We start from the raw sequence: 18,095 nt of genomic DNA, 5'->3' as shown, positions 1-18,095 counted from the left end.
GGGCGACTACATCGAAGGATGCAGTCCCGTTTCGTCACTGCCGACGACGATTCCCCGCCCCGCGGACGGGAGGCTGGAGGGGAACGGGAGGAGAGACGCTGTGATCGCCATTCTGGTCGTGGCCTGCGAGGTCGCTTTCTGGGTGCTGCTGGCCGCGGGGCTCGCACTGCGGTACGTCGCGAGGAAACCGAGGCTCGGGGCCGCCGTGCTGCTGTGCGAGCCGCTGCTGGAGGTCCTGCTGCTGGTGGTGACGGCGATCGACCTGAAGAACGGGGCCGAGCCCGACTGGAAGCACGGGCTGGCCGCCGTCTACATCGGCTTCACCGTGGGCCTCGGCCACCACACCGTCACGTGGGTGGACGCCCGTGTCGCCCACCGCTGGTTCGGCGGCCCGCCGCCGGTGAAGCCGCCGAAGTACGGCACGGCCCGCGCCGTCCACGAGTGGCGCACCGCCGCCCGCTGGATCCTCGCCGCGGTGGTCGCGCTCGGGCTGCTCCAGGCGGCGGTCTGGTACGTCGGCTCCGGCGGGGAGACCGGCTCGCTGCGGATGTGGCAGCAGAAGATGGGCTGGGTGATCGGCATCAACCTGATCATCGCCGGGAGCTACACGCTGTTCCCGAAGCAGGCCCCGAAGGGCTACGAGGGCGCCGCCGTCGAGCGGGAACCGGCCGAGAAGTAGGCGGGCCCCCGCCCGGGGGAAGCCTCAGCGCTCGCCGCCCGGCACCCACAGCACGTCCCCGACCTCCTTGTTCGCGCTCCGCGCCAGAATGAACAGGAGGTCGGAGAGGCGGTTGAGATACGTGGCGGTCAGGGCGTTCATCGACTCACCGTGCACCTCCAGCGCCGCCCATGTGGACCGCTCGGCGCGCCGGACCACCGTGCACGCCTGGTGGAGCAGGGCGGCCCCCGGCGTGCCCCCGGGAAGGATGAAGCTGCGCAGCTTCTCCAGCTCCTCCAGGAAGGTGTCGCAGTCCGCCTCCAGCTTGTCGATGTAGGACTGTTCGACCCGCAGCGGCGGATACTTCGGCTCCTCGACCACCGGGGTGGACAGGTCGGCGCCCACGTCGAACAGGTCGTTCTGGACCCGTACGAGGACCTTCACCACGTCCTCGGGCAGCTGCCCCAGCGCGATGGCGGTCCCGATCACCGCGTTGGCCTCGTTGGCGTCCGCGTACGCCGAGATCCGCAGATCGGTCTTGGCGGTGCGGCTCATGTCGCCGAGGGCGGTGGTGCCCCGGTCGCCGGTCCGGGTGTAGATGCGCGTCAGATTGACCATGGGGTCAGCGTAGTGACGCCGAACCCCCAACTGCGCACGGCGTGGAGCCGAATGACGCGTCCCGGTGTGATGTCCGTCATTCGAGACGTGACGCGCATCTCTTCGCGGCCCCAGCGCGCCCGACGGGTACTAACCTCCGCCGGAGAGCATGTGAACCGCCGTGAACAAATGCCGCACAGGCGAACAGAAACCAAGGGGTGCGAACGTGGCCAGGAAGCTCGCCGTCATCGGGGCCGGACTCATGGGATCCGGGATCGCGCAGGTCTCCGCCCAGGCGGGCTGGGACGTCGTGCTGCGGGACGTCACCGACGCCGCGCTGACCCGTGGCCGTGACGGCATCAAGGCCTCGTACGACAAGTTCGTCGCCAAGGGCAAGCTGGAGGCCGCCGACGCCGATGCCGCGCTCGCCCGCATCACCACGACCACCGACCTCGACGCCGTCGCGGACGCGGACGTCGTCGTGGAGGCCGTCTTCGAGAAGCTGGAGGTCAAGCACGAGATCTTCCGCTCCCTGGACAAGGTCGTCGGCGAGCACACCGTCCTCGCCTCCAACACCTCCGCCATCCCGATCACCAAGATCGCGGCCGTGACGGAGCGTCCGGAGCGTGTCGTCGGCGTGCACTTCTTCTCGCCGGTCCCGATGATGCAGCTCTGCGAGCTGGTACGCGGCTACAAGACCAGCGACGAAACCCTCGCCACCGCACGGGAGTTCGCCGAGTCCGTCGGCAAGACCTGCATCGTCGTCAACCGCGACGTGGCGGGCTTCGTCACCACCCGGCTCATCTCGGCGCTCGTCGTCGAGGCGGCCAAGCTGTACGAGTCGGGTGTCGCCTCGGCCGAGGACATCGACATCGCCTGCAAGCTGGGCTTCGGCCACGCCATGGGCCCGCTCGCCACGGCCGACCTCACCGGCGTCGACATCCTGCTGCACGCCACCGGCAACATCTACACCGAGTCCCAGGACGAGAAGTTCGCCGCCCCGGAGCTGATGCGCCGGATGGTCGACGCAGGTGACATCGGGCGCAAGAGCGGGCAGGGCTTCTACACGTACTGACCGCGAACCGCGCTCCCCGGCCCGTCGGCCCGCCGCCGTCAGGGCCGGGGGAGCCGAGGAAGCCGGGGAGTGTACCCGGCAGTGACCGGTCTCCGGCGAACCGGATTCACTCCACCGAGTGAATTCGGTATCGGTTCGCTTACAGACGGCAACTTCCCTGTCGCCGGGGCAGTCAGTTGTGACAGAGACAGAAGCACAGGCAGAAGAAAAGACAGACGGACCTTCTACGGAGCATGACCGGGGAGCGCATATGCACATCAGGGGCGACCACGCCGAGCTGGTCGTCGGGGGCCGCCTCGACGTCCGAAGCGCGGCGGACGCCCGTACGGTCCTGCACACGGCCGTCGACGACGGAGCCGGCGACCTCGTGCTGGACCTGACCGAGCTGGACTCCTGGGACGCCACCGGACTCGGCGTCATCATGGGGGCCCACCGCCGGGCCGGACGGGCCGGACGCCGCCTCGTGCTGCGCGGTGTGCCGCCGCAGATGCAGCGCCTCCTGGTGGCCACCCGGCTGCACCGCATCCTGGCCATCGAGGGCGGGATCGCCGCCGACTCGCTGCCGCGCGTCTAGGTAGGAAGGCGTCCTGCTGCCCCGCCGGTCGCGCCGGGTGAACGGACGGACGGAATCCGGCGGCAGAAGTCGCGCAATCCTCACCGGAACGTGACGTCCTGGGCGGCGTGGCACCCCGCCCCTTCGTAGATACTGTGCAAGGTCTAATGTTCGGCCGTCCGCCGAATGAAACCGAAACCCAAGTGGTGGACACCGGACCGGAAGCGACAGCGGGGCGTGTGAGGCCGGGAGGGGCGACCGCGCACGACGCGTCTGGGGGACTTTGCGATGGACCCGACACACCGGGCACCCGAGGAACACGGGCAGGGGCACGACCGTCCCGGCGGCGAGCCGGACCACCGGCGGCCGTCCCGCGACGCCGCCGCCGACTTCGGGCAGCAGACACCGCAGCAGGTCCGCGTCGTCCGCCTGACCGCCGGTGATCTGCTCGTCACGGTCAACCCCGTCGACGGCAGCGAGGTCGAGGCCTGCCCGCCCGGCGCGGAGCCCGCCGCCCCCGTCCGCCGCACCCCCGCCGAGCGCGCCGACCACGAGCGCGCGGGCGCGCCCCCCGTCCCCCCGGGCCCGCCCGCCCCGCAGCCGCCCCTGCTGGAGCGCCAGGAGGAGCGCGAGCGCCTGGTCGGGCTGCTGGCGCGCGGCCGCAGCGTACGCCTGACCGGCCAGGCCGGATCGGGCCGCACCGCCCTGCTGGACGCCGTCGCCGCCGACTGCGCCGACCTCGCCCCCGACGGCGTCGTACGCCTCAGCGGCCGCGGGCGCACCGCCACCGACCTGCTGTACGCCCTCTTCGACACGGTCTACCGGGCCCCGCTGCACCGCCCCGACCGCGAGGAACTGCTCACGTTCGTGCGGCGCATCGGCGCCGTCGTCACCGTCGACGACCTGGAGATAGCCGGGGCGGCCCTGGACGAACTGCTCGGCGCCACCCCCGAGTGCGCCTTCCTGCTCGCGGCCACCCCCGACGCCGCCACCCCCGGTGTGGACGGCCACGTGGAGGAGGTCCTCCTCGCGGGCCTCGGCCGCGGCGCCTCGCTGGAGCTGCTGGAGCAGGTCGTCGAGCGCCCCCTCACCGAGGACGAGCGGAACTGGGCGGGCGACCTCTGGTTCGAGTCCGAAGGGCTGCCGCTGCGCTTCGTCCAGGCGGGGTCCCTGCTCCGCCAGGGCGACCAGCTGCGCGTCGACCCCACGGCCTTCGACGAGTACGACTACTTCGAGCCACGCCCGGACGACGCGCCTCCGGTCCCCGAAGCACCCACCGCCGAAGCCCTGGACGTCCCCCTGCCGAGCCTCGGCGAGGGCGCCGCACCCGCCGTGCTGCTGGCCTCCCGGCTCAGCGAGGCCGCCCGCGAGACCCTGCGCTTCGCCGTCGCCCTCGGAGGCGAGGTGCCCCACCAGGCCCACCTGCCGGCCCTCGTGGGCGACACCCGCGCGGACGCCGCACTCGGCGAACTCGCGGGCTGCGGCCTGCTCTCCCCGGCCGGACCGCGCTACCGCCTCGCCGCCGGGGTGCTCGCCCAGCTGGAGGCCGGCGGCTACGCGGACGAGGCCGCCGCCCACGCCCGTACCGCCGCCCAGCACTACGCCTGGTGGACCTCGCACCCCTCGGTCACCCCGCAGCGCGCGGTAGCCGAGTCCGACGCGATCGTCGCTTCCCTGGCCCGGCTGGTCCCCGGCGACGAGGCGGGCGCGGCCAGCGCCGCCGTCCTGCTCGCCCGCAGCGCCGCCCCGGCCTTCGCCGCGGGCCTGGGCTGGGGAGCCTGGGAACGGGCCCTCAGGATCGGCCAGGAGGCCGCCAGGAGCGCCGGTGAGGTCGCCGAGGAGGCCTACTTCCACCACGAGTTGGGCGTCCTCGCGCTGTGCACCGGCAACCCGGACCGGGCCCGGACCGAGCTGGAGACCTCGATCGGTATGCGCGGCGCGCTCGCCGACAAGTCCGGGGCCGTCGCCGGACGCCGTGCGCTCGCCCTGGTCGCGGACCGCTCCGGCGACTTCACCCCCCTCGGCCGTACCCCCTCCGGCGACGAGGTGCCCGTCGTACGCCGGGACGGCCCGGGCACGCCGCCCGGCGGGTTCCCGGGGCCGCCGGTGTTCGACCGGCCGGACCGGCAGGACGGCCCGGGCCCGATGCCGGACCCGACCCTGATCTCCTTGCTGCCGCCGGGCCCCGCCCCGTACAAGAACGGCGGCCGCGCGCTCCTGGGCGGGACCCGGCGCAACCTCGCCGCGGCGGGCGCGGGCGCGCTGCTGATCGCCGTGCTCGGCACCGTCGTCACCCTCGGCGTCACCACGGGCAGCGAGGAACCGGGCAGCCGCAACGTCACCACCGAGCAGTCGGCCTCCGAGGACGGCACCGACGACGACACGCCCGCCGACGAGCCGCGGGACGCCTCCACACCGGGGCGGGAGACGACCGGCGGCGCGGCACCGACGACCCCGAACGCCTCGGGCCCGGCCACCCCCAGCACCTCCGGCACACCGTCCCCGAGCGCCTCCACGAGCACCGGTGCCACCCCGACGGACGGGCCGACGGGCAGTGAGAGCAGCAGTCCGTCCGACGACCCGTCGTCGCCCAGCGGGGAGCCGACCACGCCCACGCCCACGGAGAGCGAGAGCTCGGACCCTTCGCCGTCGGAGTCGGACGGCGGGGACCAGGGCCCGTCGCCTACACAGTCCACGACAGAGCCCCCGCCGGAGGGCACCTCCTCCGCGACCGGCCCCGTGCAGTCGGCGAGCGCCCCGGAGCCGACCCCGACCACCGACGCGACGGCCTGAGCGCTTCAGGACGTAGTCAAGGCTCCAGGACGTACGTAAAGGCTCCCGGGCATACGCGAAAGCCGGGCCGTCCGCGTCGAACGCGGGCAGCCCGGCTCCTTCCGGCAGGGATCAGAACAGCCGCAGCTTGTCGTCCTCGATGCCGCGCATCGCGTCGTAGTCGAGGACCAGGCAGCCGATGCCCCGGTCCGTGGCCAGCACCCGGGCCTGCGGCTTGATCTCCTGTGCCGCGAAGACGCCCCGGACCGGTGCGAGATGCGGGTCGCGGTTCAGCAGTTCCAGATAGCGGGTCAGCTGCTCGACCCCGTCGATGTCACCCCGGCGCTTCAGCTCCACGGCCACCGTCCCCCCGTCCGCGTCCCGGCACAGGATGTCAACCGGGCCGATCGCGGTGGGGTATTCACGGCGGATCAGGGTGTGGCCCTCGCCGAGGATCTCGATCCGGTCCGCGAGCAGTTCCTGGAGGTGCGCTTCCACGCCGTCCTTGATCAGCCCCGGGTCGACGCCCAGCTCGTAGGAGGAGTCGTGAAGGATTTCCTCCATCGTGATGATCAGTTTCTCGCCCGCCTTGTTCACCACGGTCCAGACGCCTTCGTCCTCGCCGGCGCCCTCCTTCAGGGTGCACGGCGGGGACATCCAGTTGAGGGGCTTGTACGCCCGGTCGTCGGCGTGGATGGAGACGCTGCCGTCCGCCTTCACCAGGATCAGACGGGGGGCAGAGGGCAGGTGGGCTGTGAGCCGGCCCGCGTAGTCCACGGAGCAACGGGCGATGACGAGACGCATGGTCGGCAACGCTACTCGACGACGGGGGCCCGGCGCGATTTCCCCACCTGTTGCCCCCTGTCACTCGGTGCGCGCGGTGTTGCGGCCGCGCGGGCTTGCCCCTCTTTGCGCCCCTTCGTTATTGGCCGGTTGTGTTCCCAATCTCCTGGTGCGGCTCCGACCGCACGCTTACCGTGGAAGCAGGAGGTCGCCGTCCGTGCACGCTGCGTCGTCGCCCTTCTTCCCTGCCCGTAAGGCCCCGGCCACTGCCCGGGGTCGCGAGAGGAGAACCCATGTCGCTCGACGTCTCACCGGCGCTGTTGGAACAGGCCGAGCGAGGCGAGGTCGACGAAGCCGACTTCGTCGACTGCGTCCGGACCTCCCTGCCCTACGCATGGGAGATGATCAGCTCGCTGGTGGCTCAGCTGAAGGTGGACGGTGGACAGTTCGCCGACAACCAGACGCCTCCGCCGGACGAGCAGGCACGTGGTCAGCTGCTGCGCGCGCTCGCGAGTGATGCGATACGCGGCGCGCTTCAGCGGCACTTCGGAGTGCGTCTCGCATTCCAGAACTGCCACCGCGTCGCGGTGTTCCCGCTGGACGCCTCGGTCGACGACCGACTGGCCAAGTTCACCTCGGTGAGGGGCCAGTTGCTCAACCAGTCGCCCGGACTACGGGACTGCTGAACGCTTCTGCTGCCGTTCCGGGCCGCGGGAGGTGCAACTGGCTCCGGGGCGGCAGCTCCCGTACCACCGCACCACAGGTCCCCCAGAGATGTCGCCGAGGAACACCGGCATGCGCAGGTCAGGTGAGCAGGGGCAGCACGTCGGCGCCCAGCCGTCGGACGTTCTCCTCGGTCGCCGCGAGATCCCCCGACCCCTCCACCAGCAGGGCGAAGCGGGTGATCCCCGTCCGCTCGGCGGTGGCCGCGAGGCGGTCGGCGGCCAGCTTCGGCGTACCCACCGGGTGCAGCCCGCACAGCAACTCCGTATACGCGACGGGGTCCCGCATCACGCGGTGCCTCCCGTCGACCGTGACATGGGCGTCGAGCCCCTGCCGCAGCCACCCGGGCATCGTCTTCACCAGCGCCTCCACCGCGTCCCCGGCGCTGTCCGCGATCTGGGCCACCCCTGCGGACACATGTGCGGCCCCCTCCACCACCTCGGGCGGCTGACCCGCCTCCCGGGCGGCCGTACGCCACAGGGCGACCATGTCCGCCTTCTCCTCGTCCCCGCAGTGCATGCCCAGCAGCATCGGGAGCCCCTGCCGCGCCGCGAGCCGTACGCTCGACGCCGAGGTGCACGCGACGACGACCTCGGGCCCAGACGCGCCCGCCCCCGCCTCGTCCGGCCCGGTCAGCAACTCGTCCGGGCGCGGCACCACGGCCACCTCGCGGAAGCCGAACCGCTCGCCGCGCCCCGCGACCCTCGGCTCCCGCAGCCAGTCGAGCAGCAGGTCCAGCGCCTCGGGGAAGCCGCTCTCATAGGCGTCGAGACCGCCGCCGAAGACCTCCAGGTCCACCCAGGGGCCACCCCGGCCCACCCCCAGCGAGAAGCGGCCCCCGCTGGTCAGATGCAGCAGCGCGGCCTGCTCGCCGAGGGCGACCGGGTGGTGGTTGGGCAGCACACTGACCGCGGTGCCGATCCGGATTCTGCGGGTGCGGCCCAGCAGCAGCGCGGCCAGCGTGGTGGCGGACGGGCAGACTCCGTACGGCACGAAGTGGTGCTCCGCCAGCCAGACCGAGTCGAGCCCCGACTCCTCAGCGGCCTCGGCGGACCGGACGGCCCGGTGCAGGGCCTCACCCGGCCCCTGCCCCGGGAACTGGGCTGCCAGAACGAACGTTCCGATGCGCATCGCCTATTGCCTCCTTGCGGCCCGACGCGGTTCTCCCCCACTGGCAACAACGTCTGACACGTGCCAAAGGCACGGTCCACGAAGAAGTTGTTGCGATTTTCCGCTAACTCACCCCGCTGCCGGATCGGGCCGCCCGCCGCACCCGACGGCTGCCCCGGAAGCGAGGCTCTAGGCTTGAACCCGCCGTGCCCGAACCGCCCCCGTGAGGTGTCCTGTGTCCCCGCGCCGTAACCGCCCCCGTGGCGGCGAGAGTCCCGACGACCGGCCCGGCACGGCGCCCGGACGGTACGGCGGGGGAGGGGCCACCGAGAGCTGGCAGGGCGAGGAGTGGTCGGTGCGCCCGGTCAGCGGCGCGAGCGCCCAGGGCAAGCGCTACCGCTGCCCCGGCTGCGACCAGGAGATCCCCTCCGGCGTCCCGCACCTCGTCGCCTGGCCCGAGTTCGGCGGGATCGACGACCGCAGGCACTGGCACAAGGCGTGCTGGAACGCGAAGGACCGCCGCACCACACGAGTGCAGCGGTCCAGGAACGCGCCTCGCTACTGAGCCCACCGGCCCGGGCGCCCCGGCCGGGCCCAGGGCCCGGGTGCCTCAGACATCACGCTGACTCAGCGCCGCGTACGCCCCGCCCAGCGACACGGCGGCCAGCAGCGGCATCAGCAGCAGCGGCTCCCAGCCGGACGGCCCGGAGCTGGTCACCGTCGTGCCGTACAGCGCGCCCAGCTGGTTCGGGATCGAGTACTCGATCAGGAAGCGCTGGAGGCCGCGCAGGCTCTCCGCGTACATGAACAACGCGAGCACCAGAGGCAGCAGCACCACACCGATCATGATCGTGATCGCGCCCGCCGAGTGCCGGACGATCGCACCGACGCCCAGGGACAGCAGGCCGAGGGTCGCGATGTAGATCCCGGCCCCGACGGTGGTGCGCAGCCACAGGGACCCCGAGGCGGCGCCGCCGTCCAGGACCAGGGTCTGGAACGCCGCGATGACCGTGGCGGCCACCGTCGTGAGGACGAAGGTCAGCAGGAAGAAGACGATGGCCTTCGCCGTCAGCACCCGGCTCCGGCTGGGGCAGGCCGTCAGCGTCGTACGGATCATGCCGGTGCTGTACTCGGAGCCGATGGTCAGCACACCGAGGGTGATCACACAGATCGAGCCCAGCAGCACCCCGAAGAAGCCGAGGCCCAGAACGGGCTCGCCCATCAGATCGGTGTCGGTGGCGGCGATCAGCAGCGCCGACCCCACTCCGACCGCCACCATCAGCACGATCATCACGCCGAGCGTCCACATCGTGGAGCGCACGGAACGGATCTTCGTCCACTCCGAGGCGATCGCGTCGCCGAGGGTCGCGGGGCGGATCGGGATGGGCGACGTGTAGGACACCGCCGGGCCGTGTCCCGGCGCCTGCTGCTCGTGGGCCTGGGGGGTGGCCGGCGTCGTCATCGGGGGTCCTCGCTGGTCTGCTGCTGCTGCTGCTGCTGTCCGGCCGGGGCGGCGGGAGAGGGCTCGGCGGGTGTCTCGGTGGCCGCTACGGGAGCGGGGAGGGGGGCCGCTGGGGCTTTCGGAGCCGCCGCGTCCCTCCCGGAGGCCGCGTACGGGTTCTGTCCGGGCGGCGGCGGGGCGTACCAGCCGTCCTGCGGTACCTCCACCGGCCGGGGCTCCCCGTGGCCGGGCGCGGCCCCGTAACCGCCCGAGCCGTCCCCGTACGGGACCGGCTGCGGCTCCGCGAGGCCCGCCTTGGCGTCGTCCGTCGAGCGGTAGTCGACCACGCCCTGCGTCATGCGCATGTACGCCTCCTCCAGGGAGGCCTGGTGCGGCGAGAGCTCCCAGAGCCGTACGTCGCTCGCGTGCGCCACGTCGCTGATCCTCGGCAGCGGCAGCCCGGTGACGCGCAGGGCCCCGTCCGGCTCCGACATGACCCGGCCGCCCGCCTCGATGAGCGAGGCCGTCAGCTTCTCGCGCTCCGCGGGGTCGCCCGTCGGCACCCGTACGCGGGCGAAGTCGGCGGAGTTCGCCGAGATGAAGTCCTTGACGCTCATGTCGGAGAGCAGCCGGCCGCGGCCGATCACGATCAGATGGTCCGCGGTGAGCGCCATCTCGCTCATCAGATGGGACGAGACGAAGACCGTACGCCCCTCGGCGGCCAGCATCTTCATCAGGTTGCGGACCCAGTGGATGCCCTCCGGGTCGAGGCCGTTGACCGGCTCGTCGAAGAGCAGCACCTGCGGATCGCCGAGCAGCGCCGCCGCGATCCCGAGCCGCTGGCCCATGCCGAGGGAGAAGCCGCTGGAGCGCCGCCTGGCGACGTCCTGAAGTCCGACGACACCCAGCACCTCGTCGACCCGTGCCGCCGGGATGCCCGCGAGCTGGGCCAGGGACAGCAGGTGGTTACGGGCGGTGCGGCCGCCGTGCACGGCCTTGGCGTCCAGCAGCGCGCCGACCTGGCGCGGTGCGTTGGGCAGGCTGCGGTAGGGGTGGCCGCAGATCGTGACGTGACCCGCGGTGGGGCGGTCCAGGCCGAGGATCATGCGCATGGTCGTGGACTTGCCCGACCCGTTGGGACCGAGGAACCCGGTGACGGCACCCGGCCGCACCTGGAAGGAAAGGTCGTCCACGGCCGTCTTCGCGCCGTAGCGCTTGGTCAGGCCGACTGCCTCGATCATTCTCCAGCCCCATCGACTTCACTCGGTCGTCGGGGCTCGGGCCACCTGGCCGCGCACCCCCGTAAGAGTTAGGAGGATAACCAGGCCTTGACGGTTCCGGCCAAGTCGCGCACGGCGTGCGAGCGGGCCGTTACGGGCTTACGCGTCGCGCTTCTTCAGGACCAGGTAGCCGCCGAGCAGCGCGGCCAGTACCCAGAGCACCATGATCCCGAGGCCGGCCCAGGGGCCGTACGGTGCTGGATCGGTGTTCAGTGCCCCCGGGACGACCTGCATGATCTTCGAACCGGCCTGGTCGGGGAAGTACCGGGCGACGTCCTTGGCGTACGGCACCGCGATCAGGATCTGTGAGACCAGGAAGAAGAACGGCATCAGGATGCCCAGCGACAGCATGGAGCTGCGCAGCATCGCCGCCACCCCCATGGAGAAGATCGCGATCAGTCCCATGTAGAGACCGGCGCCGACCACCGCGCGCAGCACGTTCTCCGCACCGATGTCCGTGCCCCGGTCGCCCAGCAGTGCCTGGCCGAGGAAGAACGAGACGAAGCTGGTGAGCAGGCCCACGACGAGGGCGAGCACCCCGGCCACCGTGATCTTGCTGAAGAACAGCGTCGCGCGCTGCGGCACGGCCGCCAGCGAGGTGCGGATCATGCCGGAGCTGTACTCCGTACCGACGACGAGCACCCCGAACACGACCATGGCGAGCTGGCCGAGGACCGTCCCGGAGAAGCTGACGAGGGTGGGGTCGAACGTGACCTGCTCGGCCTCCGAGAGGTCGTCGAACGTGGCGTTCAGCAGGGCGCTCAGCGCCGCGCCCATCGCGACCGTGACGACGAACGCGCAGATGAGGGTCCAGGTCGTCGAGGAGACCGACCGGATCTTGGTCCACTCCGAGGTGAGAACCGCGGGTACCGATGCCATCGTCGTCACTTCCCCTCGTCCTCGGTGGAGCCCTGTTTGTTCCAGTCCTCGCCCCAGCCCTCGCCCACCGCGGGCGCTCCGGCGACGGGGTCCCGTTCGGAGTGGGCGTGATACTCGACGGAAGCGGCGGTCATCTGCATGAAGGCGTCCTCCAGCGAGGCCCGCTGGGCGCTCAGCTCGTGCAGCACCACCTGGTGACGGGCGGCCAGCTCGCCGAGCTCCTCGGTGGTGGCGCCGTCGATCTCCAGGGTCCCGCTGCCCGTCTCGACGACCGTGAACCCCTCCTGGTGCAGCACATCGCGCAGCCGTTCCTGCTGGGGCGAGCGCAGCCGCACATAACTGCGGGAGTTCTCATGGATGAAGTCGGCCATCGAGGTGTCGGCGAGCAGCTTGCCCTGGCCGATCACGATCAGATGGTCCGCGGTCAGAGCCATTTCGCTCATCAGATGGGACGAGACGAAGATCGTCCGGCCCTCCGAGGCGAGCGCCTTCATCAGATTGCGGATCCAGTGAATTCCCTCGGGGTCCAGTCCGTTGACCGGTTCGTCGAACATCAGGATCTCGGGATCGCCGAGCAGTGCCGACGCGATGCCGAGCCGCTGGCCCATGCCGAGGGAGAACCCCTTGGACTTCTTCCGCGCCACCGCGCTGAGGCCGACCATGTCGAGCACCTCGTCGACCCGGCTGCTCGGGATGCGGTTGCTCTGCGCCAGGCACAGCAGGTTGTTGTACGCGCTGCGGCCGCCGTGCATCGCCTTGGCGTCGAGGAGCGCCCCGATGTACTTCAGCGGTTCCTGAAGGTCGCGGTAGTGCTTGCCGTCGATGCGCACCGTGCCGCTGGTCGGATTGTCGAGATCGAGCATCATCCGCATCGTGGTGGACTTGCCTGCCCCGTTGGGACCCAGAAAGCCCGTCACGATACCCGGTTTCACCTGACATGTCAGGTGATCGACGGCGATCTTGCTGCCGAACCGTTTGGTGAGTCCCTCAAGCTCGATCATGCGCCTACGCTAGAACGCCCGAGCGCCCGGCGCCACCACAAAGGCGGAACCGGGCGCACACGGGGGTAAAGCGGTACTACGGGTGCCGACGTGGTGTCAGCGGGTCTGCTGGGCGGGCACACCACGGGTGGCGGACTCGTCCTCCACCGGGGTGCCGGCGGCGGCCACGGCGGCGCCGGTCAGCGTCGCCAGCATCTCGCGGACGTTGGTCAGCTGCGCGTTGATCGAGTCGCGGCGGTTGGTGAGCGCCGCCAGCTCGCGCTCCGATTCGCTGCGGATCCGGTCGGCCTTGGCGTTGGCGTCGGCGACGATGTCCTCGGCCTGGCGCTGCGCGGTCTCCACCGTCTGGCGGGCCCGGCGCTCGGCGTCCGTACGGAGCTTCTCGGCCTCCAGGCGGAGCTGCTCGGCACGGTGCTCGATCTCGGCGAGGCGCTTCTCGGCCTTGGCCTGACGGGACGCGAGGTCGCGCTCCGACTGCTCACGGCGCTTGGCGAGGTTCGTCTCGAAGTCGGCCGCGGCCTGGGCGGCCTTGGCGCGGGTCTCCTCGAAGAGGGCGTCGGCCTCCTCGCGCTTCTGCTGGGCGTCCTTCTGGGCGTCCGAGCGCAGGGTGTTCGCCTCGCCCTGGGCCTTCTCGACGATACGGACGCCCTCGTCCTCGGCCTTCGCCTTGCGCTCGGCGGCGAACGACTCGGCGTCGTTGCGCACCTGCTGGGCGGCCGACTCGGCGAGCTCGCGGTGCTGCTCGGCCGCGCGACGGGCCTCCTCGCGCAGGTCCTTGGCCTCCTCCTCGGCGAGGCGGAGAATCTTCTCGACACGGGCACCGAGACCGGCGTACGACGGCTCGGCGTCATTGACCTGGGCCTGGGCGTTCTGCGTTTCGAGGTGCAGCTCCTCGATGCGCTTTTCCAGAGAGGTGATTCGGGCCAGAGCACTGTCACGGTCGGCGACGAGCTTGGTAATGCGGTCGTCCACCTGACCGCGGTCGTAACCACGTCGCACGAGCTCGAAGCCGAAGGGGGAGGAAGGGTCGCTCATGGGGTTCCTGTCGAATGAGACCGGTGAGGTGATAGGGGGAATCCTAGGGGCCATAGCGGCGTGTCAGCGTGCAGATGCCGGTTTGATCTGGAGAATGACACCCCTTTTGAGTGGCTGACCCCTGGAGTACTTGCACTCGAAGGGTTGAATGTCCATGACGAAGCACGGGCCCCCGTAGATCACTACCGTCCAGTAGGTCGCTACCGCTCGGACGACTTGCCCCCCGAACGGCTGCCCGCCGCCGCCGGAGCCTTGACGCCTCCCGCGGAGCCGCCCGCCGGTTTACCGCCCCCGGTCGGAGCCTCGAAAGACTCCAACGCTTCGAGCACGTCCTGGACACGGGAGATCTCCGCATTGATGTCCTCGCGCCTGCGCACCAGGACATCCAGCTCGCGCTGACCCTCGTCGACCGTCTTCTTGGCCTCGGCCTCCGCGTCGGCGCGCAGCTTCTCCGCCTCGCGGATCAGCCCGGCCTTCTTGGCCTCGGCCTCCTTCAGCAGCGACTCGGCCCGCTTCACCGCGGCGATCCGTACCTTGCTGGCCTCCGAATTGGCCTCCGCCAGCAGCTGCTTGGCCTTCGCCTCGGCCTCCTCGCGCTGCTCGGTCGCCGCCTTCATCAGGTTGTCGACGCGCTCGCCCGCCGTCTTCATCTGCTCGGACGTCTCGCGGCGGGCCCGCTCGTGCAGCTCCTCGATCTCGCTCTCCAGCCGGGCCCGCAGCTCCTCGGCCCGCTCCCGGATCTGCGTCGCGTCGCGCCGGGCGCCGACCAGCAGTTCGTCGGCGTCGGCACGGGCGCGCTCCACGAGGGTGTTGCCCTCGACGGTCGCCTCCGAGGTGATCCGTTCGGCCTCCTTGCGGGCCGCGCCGACCATGGTGTCGGCCTGCCCCTCGGCCTCGGTGGCCGTGCGCAGCGCCTCCTCCCGCGCCTTGTTGATGAGCTGGTCCGCCTGCTCGGCCGCGTCCGCCCGGCGCTTGGCCGCCGCCTCGCGGGCCTCGTCCAGCACCCGGTCCGCCTCCTGGCGGGCCTCCGCGCGCAGCTCCTCGGCCGCCGACTCCGCGTCGCTGCGGAGCCGTTCGGCCTCCTCGCGGGTCCGGGCCGCGTGCTCCTGCGCGGAGCCGAGCCCCTCGGCCGCCTCCGTGCGCATCCGCTCCGCCTCGGCGCCCGCCTCGGCCAGCGTCCGGTCCGCCTGCTCGGTGGAGTCGGCCCGACGTCGGTTGGCCTCCGTGGTGGCCTCGACGACGAGCGCCTCGGCCGCCCGGTCCGCCTCGGTACGGATGCGCTCGCTCTCGGTCGTGGACTCGGTGATCAGCAGGTCCGCCTGCGCCGCCGCCTCCGAGCGGATGCGGTTGGCGTCCTGACGGGCCTCGGCCCGGGCCTTGGACGCGTCCTGCTCCGCCGACGCGAGGGCGTCGGAGGCTTCCGTACGCATCCGCTGGCTGTACTCGGAGGTTTCCGAACGCAGCCGCTCCGCCTCGGCGATCGCGTCGGCGACCGTCCGCTCGGCCAGCGCCTTCGCCGCCTCGGTCTCCTCGTTCGCCTCCCGGCGGATGCGGCTCGCGTCCTCGGACGCCCGTTCCCGTTCGGCGTGGGCGTCGGCGCGGACCCGGTCCGCCTCCTCCTGCGCCTCGCCGCGCGTGCGCTCCGCGACGTGCTCGGCGGTCGAGCGCAGCCCGGCGATCTCCTCCTCGGCCTGCTCCTGGAGGCCGGCGACGGAGTCCCGCACCTGCTGGGCGGTCTGCTCGGCCGCCGCGACCAGCTCGGTGGCCCGGGTGTCCGCCTCCGCGACCAGCCGCTGCGCCTCGGCCTGCGCCTCCTCGACCCGCTTGCGGGCGGAGGCGAGCAGCTCCTCGCTCTGCTCGCGGGCCCGCTCGCGCTCCTGCTCCGCCTCGGTCCGGGCCGCGCCGAGGATCTCCTCGGCCTCCCGGCGGCGGCGGGACGCCTCCTCCTGGGCGGCGTCCAGCGCCTCGGCCGCCTCGGTGGCGACCCGTTCGGCGGCCGCGGCCGCCTCCGCACGCACGCGGTCGGCGCTCTCCTGCGCCTCGGCCCTGAGCCGCTCGGCCTCGGCGGACGCCTCCGTGCGCAGCCGTACGGCGAGGCTCTCGGCCTCGGCCCGGGCCTGTGAGGCGTCGGCGGCGGCCTCGTCGCGCAGCCGCTCGGCCTCCGCCCCGGCCTGCTCGGTCAGCGCCCGGACGCGCTCGGCGGTCTCGGCGCGCTGCCGCTCGGCCTCCTCGGCCGTCTCGCGGCGGATGCGCTCCGCTTCCGTACGCGCCTCGCCGAGCGCCTCCTCGGCGGCGGCGAGCCGGGTCTCGGCCTCGCCGTGCAGCCGGGTCTGCTCCTCGGCTGCCTCGGCCTGCCGGGCGGCGAGGCCGCGCTCGGTCTCCTCGCGCAGCTCGGCCGCGGCCCGCTCGGCCGCCTCCGTGGTCGCCGCCGCCTGCTCCTCGGCCTCGGCCCGCAGCTTGTCGGCCTCGGCGCGGGTGCGCTCCAGCGTCTCCTCGGCCTGCTTGCGCAGGGCGGCGGCCCGCTCGGCGGCCTCGGCGCGGATGCGCTCGCTCTCGCCGTTCGCCTTCGTGCGCAGCTCGTCGGCGTCGGAGCGGGCCTTGGTCAGCAGCTCCTCGGCGGTGCGCGCACCCTCCTCCAGCTGCTGGACCGCCTCGCGGCGGGCCTCGCCCCGGATGCGCTCGCCCTCGGCGACCGCCTCGGAGCGCAGCTGCTCGGCCTCGCCGCGCAGCCGGCGGGCCTCCTCCTGGAGCTCGACCGTCTTGGCCCGGTACTCCTTGGTGTCGTCCTTGGCCGCGCCCTTGAGCTGGTCGGCCTGCTCGGCGGCCTCGCCGCGCAGCCGGTCCGCCTCGGTCTCCGCCTCGCGGCGGATGCGCTCGGCTTCCTCGCTCGCCGCCCTCGTCGTCGACTGCGCGTCCTCGGAAGCCTTGGTCAGCACCTCCTCGGCGCTGCGGGCGGCCTTCGCGAGCTGGGCCGCGGCCTCCTCGGCGGCGACCGTACCGGCCTTCTCGGCGGCCTCCGCGACCAGCCGCTCCGCTTCGGCGCGGGCGTCGGAGAGGGCCTGCTCGGCCTCTTCTTTGAGGGCGTCGGCGCTCTTGGTGGCCTCGCCGACCAGCCGGGCGATCTCCGACTTGGCCGTACGGGTGCGCTGCTCGTTCTGCGACTCGGCGGCGGCCAGCTGCTTGGCGGCCGCCTCCTTCGCCTCGGCGAGGACCTTCTCGGCCTCCAGCCGGGACTCCCGCAGCCGGGTCTCGGCCTCCGCGAGGCGCTGCTCGGCGGACCGGTTCAGCTCGGCGGTCCGGCGGCGGGCCTGGTCGGTCTCGGCGGTCGTGCTGGAACGCAGCTGCTCCGCGTGGCTGGTGGCCTCCTGGGCCTGCGCGGACGCGGCCCCGAGAAGCCGCTCGGCGTCCTTGCGGGCGCGCAGCAGGATCGCTTCGGCTTCGGTCCTGGCCGCCTCGGTGTCCGCGCCGACCCGCTGGCGGGTCTCCTCGGCCAGCCGGGCGGCCTCGTTGCGGGCGGCGGCCAGCGCCTGCTCGGCCTCGGCGCGGGACTCGTCCATGAGCCGACGGGCCTGCGCCTCGGTCCGGGCGCGCAGCTGCTCGGCCCAGGCGACGTTCTCGTTGACGTGCGACTCGACGGTCTGGCGGCGCTCGGCCAGCTCCTGGTCGAGCCGCTGCCTGCGCTGCACGGCCTCGGTGTGCAACTCCGCCTGGAGGCGGGCCTGGTGCTCGGCGTGCTCCTGGAGAATCCGTTGCGTCTGGGCCCGGGCCTCGCGCAGCTCGCGCTCGGCGTCGCTGCGCATCTGCTCGGCCTGGACCTGCGCGTTCCGAAGAAGCTGTTCGGCCTGGTAGCCGATGTCCGCGCTGTCATAGGCGGGACGGGTCGCGAGATTGCGCCGAGCCTCGTGCAGCTTGGCGCGCAAGACCTCGACCTGGTAACCGAGGTCCTCGGCGTGCTGGACGGCCTTCTCCCGGTCGGTCTTCAGCCGGTCCATCTCGGCTTCGAACCGCGAGAGATGGTCGTCTTCAGCTCGGTGGCTCTCCTGGCGTTCGTAGCCCCGCACTGCGCGGTCCCATCCGTCCCCTGGTCGCAAGTCTCCACACGAGTACCGCTCGCCGGCGAGCGGTCCCCCGGGGAATGGTGACAGACAAACGACGAGGACGCGGCACGGCCCCGACCCGGCCCCGGCC

The 18,095-nt window shown here is 72.3% G+C and carries 15 protein-coding genes; 6 read left to right on the top strand and 9 right to left on the bottom strand.

Annotated features, from left to right (window positions below):
- The first annotated feature begins 100 nt into the window (after window positions 1-100).
- Window positions 101-679, top strand: coding sequence for a hypothetical protein (locus ACZ5WC_RS20490; protein ID WP_468542141.1), 579 nt, complete (start codon window positions 101-103; stop codon window positions 677-679).
- Window positions 680-703: 24 nt separating this feature from the next.
- Here the strand turns inward: ACZ5WC_RS20490 and ACZ5WC_RS20485 are convergent, their stop codons facing one another.
- The gene (locus tag ACZ5WC_RS20485; RefSeq protein WP_468542140.1) at window positions 704-1,276 is read right to left on the bottom strand and encodes a cob(I)yrinic acid a,c-diamide adenosyltransferase; all 573 of its coding nucleotides are present in this window, start codon (window positions 1,274-1,276) and stop codon (window positions 704-706) included.
- Between the two features lie 205 nt (window positions 1,277-1,481).
- Here ACZ5WC_RS20485 and ACZ5WC_RS20480 point away from each other — a divergent pair, with 205 nt between their 5' ends.
- The 3 genes from ACZ5WC_RS20480 (at window position 1,482) to ACZ5WC_RS20470 (ending at window position 5,676) form a co-directional block, all read left to right on the top strand.
- On the top strand, window positions 1,482-2,330 hold the full coding sequence (locus ACZ5WC_RS20480) for a 3-hydroxyacyl-CoA dehydrogenase family protein (RefSeq protein WP_468542139.1): 849 nt from the start codon (window positions 1,482-1,484) through the stop codon (window positions 2,328-2,330).
- Between the two features lie 250 nt (window positions 2,331-2,580).
- On the top strand, window positions 2,581-2,904 hold the full coding sequence (locus tag ACZ5WC_RS20475) for an STAS domain-containing protein (RefSeq protein ID WP_096626823.1): 324 nt from the start codon (window positions 2,581-2,583) through the stop codon (window positions 2,902-2,904).
- A gap of 267 nt (window positions 2,905-3,171) precedes the next feature.
- Window positions 3,172-5,676, top strand: a complete 2,505-nt coding sequence (locus tag ACZ5WC_RS20470) for an ATP-binding protein (protein WP_468542138.1) — start codon at window positions 3,172-3,174, stop codon at window positions 5,674-5,676.
- A 111-nt stretch (window positions 5,677-5,787) separates the two neighbouring features.
- Here the strand turns inward: ACZ5WC_RS20470 and nucS are convergent, their stop codons facing one another.
- Window positions 5,788-6,459, bottom strand: coding sequence for an endonuclease NucS (gene nucS, locus ACZ5WC_RS20465; protein ID WP_096628456.1), 672 nt, complete (start codon window positions 6,457-6,459; stop codon window positions 5,788-5,790).
- Between the two features lie 272 nt (window positions 6,460-6,731).
- On the opposite strand from nucS, the gene ACZ5WC_RS20460 reads away from it, so the two are divergent.
- On the top strand, window positions 6,732-7,124 hold the full coding sequence (locus tag ACZ5WC_RS20460; protein WP_468542137.1) for an SCO5389 family protein: 393 nt from the start codon (window positions 6,732-6,734) through the stop codon (window positions 7,122-7,124).
- Between the two features lie 118 nt (window positions 7,125-7,242).
- Here ACZ5WC_RS20460 and ACZ5WC_RS20455 read toward each other — a convergent pair whose 3' ends face one another.
- Complete coding sequence (locus ACZ5WC_RS20455) at window positions 7,243-8,292, bottom strand: LLM class flavin-dependent oxidoreductase (protein WP_468542136.1); 1,050 nt, start codon at window positions 8,290-8,292, stop codon at window positions 7,243-7,245.
- Between the two features lie 214 nt (window positions 8,293-8,506).
- On the opposite strand from ACZ5WC_RS20455, the gene ACZ5WC_RS20450 reads away from it, so the two are divergent.
- Window positions 8,507-8,836, top strand: coding sequence for an ATP/GTP-binding protein (locus ACZ5WC_RS20450; protein ID WP_468542135.1), 330 nt, complete (start codon window positions 8,507-8,509; stop codon window positions 8,834-8,836).
- Window positions 8,837-8,881: 45 nt separating this feature from the next.
- On the opposite strand, the gene ACZ5WC_RS20445 is transcribed toward ACZ5WC_RS20450, so the two are convergent.
- From ACZ5WC_RS20445 to scy, 6 genes are all read right to left on the bottom strand, one after another.
- Window positions 8,882-9,733 (bottom strand): ABC transporter permease, encoded by an 852-nt coding sequence (locus tag ACZ5WC_RS20445; RefSeq protein WP_468542134.1) that lies wholly within the window; start codon window positions 9,731-9,733, stop codon window positions 8,882-8,884.
- Window positions 9,730-10,953: an ABC transporter ATP-binding protein gene (locus ACZ5WC_RS20440; RefSeq protein WP_468542133.1), complete on the bottom strand. Its 1,224-nt coding sequence runs from the start codon at window positions 10,951-10,953 to the stop codon at window positions 9,730-9,732. The genes ACZ5WC_RS20445 and ACZ5WC_RS20440 overlap by 4 nt, the downstream gene beginning before the upstream one ends.
- 138 nt (window positions 10,954-11,091) lie before the next feature.
- Window positions 11,092-11,871, bottom strand: a complete 780-nt coding sequence (locus ACZ5WC_RS20435) for an ABC transporter permease (RefSeq protein WP_468542132.1) — start codon at window positions 11,869-11,871, stop codon at window positions 11,092-11,094.
- Between the two features lie 5 nt (window positions 11,872-11,876).
- Window positions 11,877-12,872: an ABC transporter ATP-binding protein gene (locus ACZ5WC_RS20430; RefSeq protein ID WP_468542131.1), complete on the bottom strand. Its 996-nt coding sequence runs from the start codon at window positions 12,870-12,872 to the stop codon at window positions 11,877-11,879.
- Between the two features lie 96 nt (window positions 12,873-12,968).
- Window positions 12,969-13,907, bottom strand: coding sequence for a cellulose-binding protein (locus ACZ5WC_RS20425; protein ID WP_468542130.1), 939 nt, complete (start codon window positions 13,905-13,907; stop codon window positions 12,969-12,971).
- 200 nt (window positions 13,908-14,107) lie between these two features.
- Window positions 14,108-17,968, bottom strand: coding sequence for a polarized growth protein Scy (gene scy, locus ACZ5WC_RS20420; RefSeq protein ID WP_468542129.1), 3,861 nt, complete (start codon window positions 17,966-17,968; stop codon window positions 14,108-14,110).
- Between the last annotated feature and the right edge of the window lie 127 nt (window positions 17,969-18,095).

The organism is Streptomyces sp. NPDC033165 (genome assembly GCF_055577965.1).
This window is presented reverse-complemented; position numbering and strand designations above follow the sequence as displayed.

Excerpts from the sequence above, each read along its gene's own strand:
- ACZ5WC_RS20485 (WP_468542140.1), bottom strand. The coding sequence starts at position 1,276 with ATGGTCAATCTGACGCGCATCTACACCCGGACCGGCGACCGGGGCACC.
- ACZ5WC_RS20475 (WP_096626823.1), top strand. The coding sequence starts at position 2,581 with ATGCACATCAGGGGCGACCACGCCGAGCTGGTCGTCGGGGGCCGCCTC.
- ACZ5WC_RS20470 (WP_468542138.1), top strand. The coding sequence starts at position 3,172 with ATGGACCCGACACACCGGGCACCCGAGGAACACGGGCAGGGGCACGAC.
- nucS (WP_096628456.1), bottom strand. The coding sequence starts at position 6,459 with ATGCGTCTCGTCATCGCCCGTTGCTCCGTGGACTACGCGGGCCGGCTC.
- ACZ5WC_RS20460 (WP_468542137.1), top strand. The coding sequence starts at position 6,732 with ATGTCGCTCGACGTCTCACCGGCGCTGTTGGAACAGGCCGAGCGAGGC.
- ACZ5WC_RS20455 (WP_468542136.1), bottom strand. The coding sequence starts at position 8,292 with ATGCGCATCGGAACGTTCGTTCTGGCAGCCCAGTTCCCGGGGCAGGGG.
- ACZ5WC_RS20445 (WP_468542134.1), bottom strand. The coding sequence starts at position 9,733 with ATGACGACGCCGGCCACCCCCCAGGCCCACGAGCAGCAGGCGCCGGGA.
- ACZ5WC_RS20440 (WP_468542133.1), bottom strand. The coding sequence starts at position 10,953 with ATGATCGAGGCAGTCGGCCTGACCAAGCGCTACGGCGCGAAGACGGCC.
- ACZ5WC_RS20435 (WP_468542132.1), bottom strand. The coding sequence starts at position 11,871 with ATGGCATCGGTACCCGCGGTTCTCACCTCGGAGTGGACCAAGATCCGG.
- ACZ5WC_RS20430 (WP_468542131.1), bottom strand. The coding sequence starts at position 12,872 with ATGATCGAGCTTGAGGGACTCACCAAACGGTTCGGCAGCAAGATCGCC.
- ACZ5WC_RS20425 (WP_468542130.1), bottom strand. The coding sequence starts at position 13,907 with ATGAGCGACCCTTCCTCCCCCTTCGGCTTCGAGCTCGTGCGACGTGGT.